Here is a 6,023-nt window from a genome sequence, read left to right as displayed (position 1 = left end):
CTCACGAGCCCCCGGCCGGCACCGCAAGCGTCACGACAATGATTGTTATTCCGAGCAGTGCGAGCGTGGTGACATCGAACACCCTTCCTCGCGCCACGAGTAACCCGACCCGCCGGGTCGGCAGCAACAGCCGCGCCAGTGCGCCGGCAAGCAGCGCCGCACCGAGCCCGACCAGGCCCCGCCGCCAGTGGCTCGAGGCGACGACCACGAGGGCGACACCGACGACACCGAGCACGCTGGCGAAGACCGGCTCCCGTCTCGGCCACGACCACCATCGCGGCGCGGACCGACGGTGCCGCAGGTTCATGGCAGCGCCGCTGCGACACCGCGCAGGACATCCGCGGTCATCGTCAAGGCGTCGGCCGGGGTGAACGTCCCCCTGCGCGTGAGTTCCCCGCGCAGGTCCGAACCCATACCGCCCCGGACAATCAAGGTGTCGAGCGCATAGTTGCTTCCGAGCAGCTCGGGCACGTCCCTCCCCCTGGAGGCGTCCGACGATCATATGTCGAACAGGTAGGTCATCTCACCACACGACCACACGAAGCCCGCATGCGGCATGCCGGTTCGCCACCCATGCACGGCCGCGCGGGACCACATCCCGAATCGATCTTCCACAGAACGCACAACAGACCCAAGCTGTCCGCCTGACCTGGTGCGATGCACCTGGAAAGAGTTGCCGGTCAGGCCCGAAAGCGGTCTGCCCGCACCGCGTAAATCGCACGGGACGGCCGCATCGTCACGATCGCCGCACCGGATTCACAACCGTAACTACCCCCCGAGTGCAGGCGTCGTGCCCGACTAGGGCAGAATTCCGCCGCGAGTCCCCGAAGTGGGAGGGAGTGGGTCGTGGCAGACGAAACGCCACACAGCAAGAAACTGCAGGAACTGATGTTCCGGGCTTGGGAGACCTTCGGAGATGCCCGACATCTCGACAGCGATGACCGGGTGTTCGTCCAGGCTCTCGCGCGGCAGACGGCAGACAGGATCTCGGTCCTGTATGGCGCCAGCTGGCGGGAGGCGCTGGACTGGGTTGCGCAGCGTTATGTACCCAACGACGACGCACCCGGAGGCTCCATCCCGGCGTCATCAAACGGCACCACAGCAAGCGCGCGACGAGGAGCGGTGGCGGCGGTGGAGTCCACCGGCACCTCCATCTCGTGAAACGTTGGTGCCGTTCGGCCGGACACCGATGGTCCGAACGGCACCAACGACGAACACAGGCACCCCGAACCGATTACCGCGGTGTGGTCGGGCTTCGTCAGTTTCGGGCGCCGTTTCCGGTGACGGGCGGAATGCCGTCAGGATGCACACTGCTGTCAGTGCGCGAAGTGGCGGACGCCGGTGAAGTAGAGCGTAATCCCCGCTTCCCGCGCAGTGGCTATCACCTGTTCGTCACGCACGGATCCACCCGGTTCGACAACCGCGCGGATGCCGGCGTCGACGAGCACCTGCAGCCCGTCCGGGAAAGGGAAGTACGCATCGCTTGCAGCCACGGCGCCCGTCACCCGCTCACCGCCGCGGGCTACCGCGAGCATCGCGGCATCCACTCGATTCACCTGTCCCATTCCCACGCCGATCGTTGCGCCGCCCAGGGCTATCAGAATCGCGTTCGACTTGACTGAACGGACAGCCTTCCACGCAAATGCAAGATCATCTATGGTTGCCTCGTCGGCGGGCGCGCCCGCTTCCAGCGTCCAACCGGCAGGGTCGTCACCAACCGCGTCCAGCACGTCACGGGACTGCACCAGCAACCCGCCGGAGATCTGACGCATCTCAACACCGTGCGGATCCGACGACAGCGGGCATTCCAGCAGGCGGATCGAGGGCTTACCGGACAGGATCTCCGCGGCGCCGTCGGCATAGCCGGGTGCCACGACGACCTCGGTGAATATCTCCGCGATCTGCTTAGCCAAGGCGACGCTGACCGGTCGGTTTGTCGCGATGACCCCGCCGAAGGCCGACACGGGATCACATGCGTGCGCCTTGCGATGAGCCTCGGCGACATCACCGCCGATCGCCAGGCCGCAGGGATTCGCGTGCTTGACAATGGCCACGCATGGCTCGTGGAAGTCGCTCGCAGCGCGCCGGGCCGCCTCCGCATCAGTATAATTATTGAACGACATCGGCTTGCCGTGCAGTTGGCGGGCGCCCGCGAGCCCTGGAGCGCCGTCATCCGCCACGTACAACGCGGCCCGCTGGTGGGGGTTCTCGCCGTAGCGCAGGACCTCCTCCCGTCGCCATACCGCGGCGACCGTTTCCGGCCAGCCCGACTCGCGTGCGATCTCATCAGGCGCGAGGACACCGGCGAACCACGACGCAACCGCGACGTCATATGCGGCGGTGTGCGCGAAGGCGCGCGCGGCAAGGCGACGCCGCGCATCGAGCTCGAAGCCACCGGCCCGGATCGCGGCGATGAGCTCCGGGTAGTCCGCCGGCGAGACGACAACGGCCACGGACGGATGGTTCTTCGCCGCGGCCCGAATCATCGCCGGTCCGCCGATGTCGATCTGTTCGACCGCCTCGTCCTCGGACGCGCCGCCGGCGACCGTCTCCCGGAAGGGATAGAGGTTCGACACGACGAGGTCGAAAGGCTCGATGTCGAGTTCCGCGAGCGCCTTGGCGTGCTCCACATTGCGTAGATCCGCGAGCAGGCCGGCATGCACCCGTGGATGCAGGGTCTTCACCCGGCCGCCGAGCACCTCGGGGAAACCTGTGAGAGTGCTCACCGGCGTCACGGCCAGACCGTGGCGGGCGAGCACCTGCGCAGTGGACCCGGTGGAGATGACCTCCACACCGGCGTCGGTGAACGCGGCCACAAGTTCCGGCAGGCCGGCCTTGTCGTAGACGCTGACCAGCGCACGGTGGATGGGACGGCGGCCGGTGGCGACCAGCTCGCCGACAGCGGAGGTCTGCTGACTCTGTGCGGACGTCATGTCCCCTCCTCCGACCGGACGATCCGGCCGATCGTCTCCACGTACAGAACGCGTTCCACCGCCTGGATGCGTGCACGCAGAGTTTCTTCCGTATCGGACTCCGCCAACGCCACCGCCGCCTGCGCAAGAATCGGCCCGGTATCGACGCCCTCGTCAACCCAGTGCACCGTCACTCCGCTGACCTTCACCCCGTGCGCAAGCGCGTCGGCTACGGCGTGCGCCCCCGGAAACGCGGGCAAGAGAGACGGATGGGTGTTCACCGTCCGAAACCGCGCAATGACCTGCCTGTCCAGGATCTTCATGTAGCCGGCGAGTACCAACAGATCGGGAGCGTACACGGCGATCTTCTTCGCGGTGGCCGCGTTGAAGGCCTCCCTGTCCACGGCGTCCTCCAGGCGAACGACGAACCAGGCAACACCAGCTGCGGCCGCCCGCTCCTGCGCTCCGGTGCCGTACCGGTCGGTGCCCACAGCAACGACTTCGGCACCAAAAGATGGATCTTTACATGCGTCCAGCACGGCCTGCAAGGTGGTACCCACCCCGGAGGCGAGAACAACCAGTCGTGCGGGCACGGAACTCTCCGGTACGACGGGTAGGCGGCGGCTCGCCGGTGGACGCATGACCGTTCTGACTGTACTGACGTCGGCCGGCCTGCGCGCATCCACCAAGTGTCTGGTCACCGGACGGCTTCAGCGGCTGCGCAGCCGCCCGCGCGGGGTGCGGGAATGACCGGCGCCGGCGCATCCGGGCCCGGCTCGGCCCGGTCAACGCAGCCGCCCGCGTCGGCTTCGTGCTCAACACACGGCCCGCCCCCACGACGACTCCCGCAGTCGTGGCGATCACCGCTGACGCCCATGGAAACGGCCGCACAACCCGGCTGACCCGAGAGGTCGTCGCTACCCGCGTCGCGCCGGCCGAAGTCCTCCCCGTCAAGGAGGTCACCGGGTCGGCAGAGGTACAGCTCGGCGAGCCGCGTGAGCGTCCGGGTCGACGGTGCCCGCCCACCACGGCCAGGCCAGACCTCCCAGTAGGAAAAGGATTTTCCCGTCTTCGGCGGGCCCTCTCCGGACCACCGCACGTTCCACCGGCGGGCCGCCTCCTCCTGCGTCCAGCCGTGTGCGAACCGGAAGGCGACCCGCGCATTGAGGTGATAGCGACGCTGCCACTCCAGGGCGATGCCTCGATAGGACCAGCCGAGTGCCCGCAGGCGCCCCGATTCGGCCCGCAGCCCGGCGACACTGACAGCCATGGCGACCTCCCCGTAGTCGAACTGATGTTCGTACCATAGCGAAAAGGTCGGACATTTCCTGATGCCACAGACCTTGGTCGGGTGCACGCCGCAACCCCTTATGATGTCTGTTGTCGCGACTGGGAGGACCTGCCATGGTGATGCCGGAAGACCCGCGGCAGGCGCAGTGACCAGCGGCGCCTCGAGATCGGCCGACGATCCGCACACCAACGGTGATCGTTCGGGTGGGTCACACAACAGTCTTGGCCGGCTGTCCCTGGCTTTCGGCCTGCTCGGCGTCGCGACCTGCTGGATCGGAATCGGCGGTCTGGCCGGAATCGCCGCTGTGATCCTCGGCGTTCTCGGTCGTTCCCGCGCACGGCGGATGCACGGTGTAGGCGGCGGCATCGCAACAGCCGGATTGGCGTTGGGCGTGCTGTCCGCCCTCATCGCGCTGCTGCTTGTCGGCGGCAGCTGGACCTTCTACGAACAACACGGCGACGACCTGCGCCGTTATCAGGACTGTCGGAAGGACCCGAACCAGGACCCGGCCGTCTGCCGGCAACGCTTCAACGACGTGATCGGAGGTTCGTCCGGCTCCAGCCGGTGAGAGACCCGGCCACGAACAGCAGCCTCTGCGCAGGTCGCAAGCACCGCCGCCAGGCCCACCTCGGCCGTTGCGGCGAGACCGACCTGGATTCCCGGCGGGCCGAACGAAGCCAGCTCGCCCGTACCGAGCGACCCGCCGGAGGCCGCCGCGAGCCCCGCCATGGCGATCCCACACAGCACCGATGCCAGGCTGACCCGCGCCAGGCATACCGGTAGCGGGCGCGCTCCGCCGTCCCGTCGCACCATCCGGGCGGCAATGCAGCCGGCGGTGACGGGTCCCAGCGCGAACGCGAGCCAGACCGGGATGGACGCCCCGGTCGTCGGCAGGCCGGCGAACATGGGCAGTTCCGGGACGGCGCTGAGGTGAACTCCGAAGGGCCGGACGAACCCGTGCACGCCCGTGGCGAAGCCGGGTCCCAACGCGTAGGCGGCCGCCCACACGACGACATTGGGCAGCAGGGCCACGTGGATGAGGAGCACGCCGGTACCTCCGACCTGGCCAGGAGCCAGACGCTGCGCACTGCCAGCAATCTTCAGGATGTTCACGGCGAGGACGCCGACGGTGATCATCGCACCCGCCGCGATGATCACACCGACGGCGGCGCCGGCCGCGCTGAGCGTCGTGCGCACTACCGCGGGAACCCTCGCTGTCACGCCTGGGCGCCACTGGTCACAGGTGGCGACAAGGGCACCTGCCCACGCACCGGTCAGACTCATCGCAAGGGCGCCCAGGAGCGCCGACGGTATCGACGGATGCGCGGCGGAGTCATCCGCGGCGAGGGCGGTCAAGAGGGCAAAGATCGCGTAAAACGCGACCACCATGGCCACGGGCCGGCCGACCGACGACCGACGCGGCGTCGCCAGCCGGGCACCGCGGCCTCTGGTGGCGGCCAGGACATCGCGCCACCGGGGTACCTCCCCGGATGGCGACCGACCTCGGACAAGTCTGTGCCCAGCTAGCGCGGTCAGCGCGATCGGCAGCAGGGCAAGGCCGAACGGCACCAGAAAAAGATCACCGTCGGGCGTCGCAAGCCGTGTGCCATGGGCCATCAGCCACACGTCGGCTGCCACCCGCAACGCCGCGCCGCTCCCTGCCCGCGTCCGCTGGTCCGATACCCAGAACAGGACGACCACGATCTCGGTCAGGGCGAGGCCGGCGATCGGCGGCGTGGCCGCCGTCACAAGATCGCCACGAGCCGCTCGGACCGCCGTAAGGACCCGGCTGGCGCCGGTCCGGAGCATGCCGGTCCGGA

General features: G+C 68.3%; 8 protein-coding genes. 2 read left to right on the top strand and 6 right to left on the bottom strand.

The window, feature by feature from the left end:
• Position 1: 1 nt before the first annotated feature.
• Both U9980_RS00530 and U9980_RS00525 read right to left on the bottom strand, forming a co-directional pair.
• The gene (locus tag U9980_RS00530) at positions 2 to 307 is read right to left on the bottom strand and encodes a DUF3017 domain-containing protein (RefSeq protein WP_322747222.1); all 306 of its coding nucleotides are present in this window, start codon (positions 305 to 307) and stop codon (positions 2 to 4) included.
• Positions 304 to 471, bottom strand: a complete 168-nt coding sequence (locus U9980_RS00525) for a hypothetical protein (RefSeq protein ID WP_322766207.1) — start codon at positions 469 to 471, stop codon at positions 304 to 306. Before U9980_RS00525 ends, U9980_RS00530 begins: the two co-directional genes overlap by 4 nt.
• A 375-nt stretch (positions 472 to 846) precedes the next feature.
• On the opposite strand from U9980_RS00525, the gene U9980_RS00520 reads away from it, so the two are divergent.
• The gene (locus U9980_RS00520; RefSeq protein WP_322747220.1) at positions 847 to 1,161 is read left to right on the top strand and encodes a hypothetical protein; all 315 of its coding nucleotides are present in this window, start codon (positions 847 to 849) and stop codon (positions 1,159 to 1,161) included.
• A 155-nt stretch (positions 1,162 to 1,316) separates the two neighbouring features.
• Here U9980_RS00520 and purH read toward each other — a convergent pair whose 3' ends face one another.
• The 3 genes from purH to U9980_RS00505 form a co-directional block, all read right to left on the bottom strand.
• Complete coding sequence (gene purH / locus U9980_RS00515; RefSeq protein WP_322766206.1) at positions 1,317 to 2,933, bottom strand: bifunctional phosphoribosylaminoimidazolecarboxamide formyltransferase/IMP cyclohydrolase; 1,617 nt, start codon at positions 2,931 to 2,933, stop codon at positions 1,317 to 1,319.
• Positions 2,930 to 3,505 carry a phosphoribosylglycinamide formyltransferase gene (gene purN, locus U9980_RS00510; protein WP_322747218.1) on the bottom strand — a complete coding sequence of 192 codons (576 nt, stop codon included), beginning with the start codon at positions 3,503 to 3,505 and terminating at the stop codon, positions 2,930 to 2,932. The genes purH and purN overlap by 4 nt, the downstream gene beginning before the upstream one ends.
• Before the next feature lie 104 nt (positions 3,506 to 3,609).
• Positions 3,610 to 4,182 (bottom strand): helix-turn-helix transcriptional regulator, encoded by a 573-nt coding sequence (locus tag U9980_RS00505; RefSeq protein ID WP_322766205.1) that lies wholly within the window; start codon positions 4,180 to 4,182, stop codon positions 3,610 to 3,612.
• Positions 4,183 to 4,348: 166 nt separating this feature from the next.
• On the opposite strand from U9980_RS00505, the gene U9980_RS00500 reads away from it, so the two are divergent.
• A complete protein-coding gene (locus tag U9980_RS00500; RefSeq protein ID WP_322752452.1) occupies positions 4,349 to 4,771 on the top strand; it encodes a DUF4190 domain-containing protein in 423 nt (140 codons plus the stop codon).
• On the opposite strand, the gene U9980_RS00495 is transcribed toward U9980_RS00500, so the two are convergent.
• On the bottom strand, positions 4,678 to 6,023 hold a 1,346-nt coding region (locus U9980_RS00495), incomplete at its 5' end, for a DUF6350 family protein (protein ID WP_322766204.1). The two genes, U9980_RS00500 and U9980_RS00495, sit on opposite strands and share 94 nt — an antisense overlap.

The sequence above is a fragment of the Protofrankia sp. Cr1 genome (assembly GCF_963555865.1).
In the GTDB taxonomy this organism is placed as follows: Bacteria; Actinomycetota; Actinomycetes; order Frankiales; family Frankiaceae; genus Protofrankia.
The sequence above is the reverse complement of the archived record's forward strand: the minus strand, read 5'-3'. Positions and strand labels throughout refer to the sequence as shown.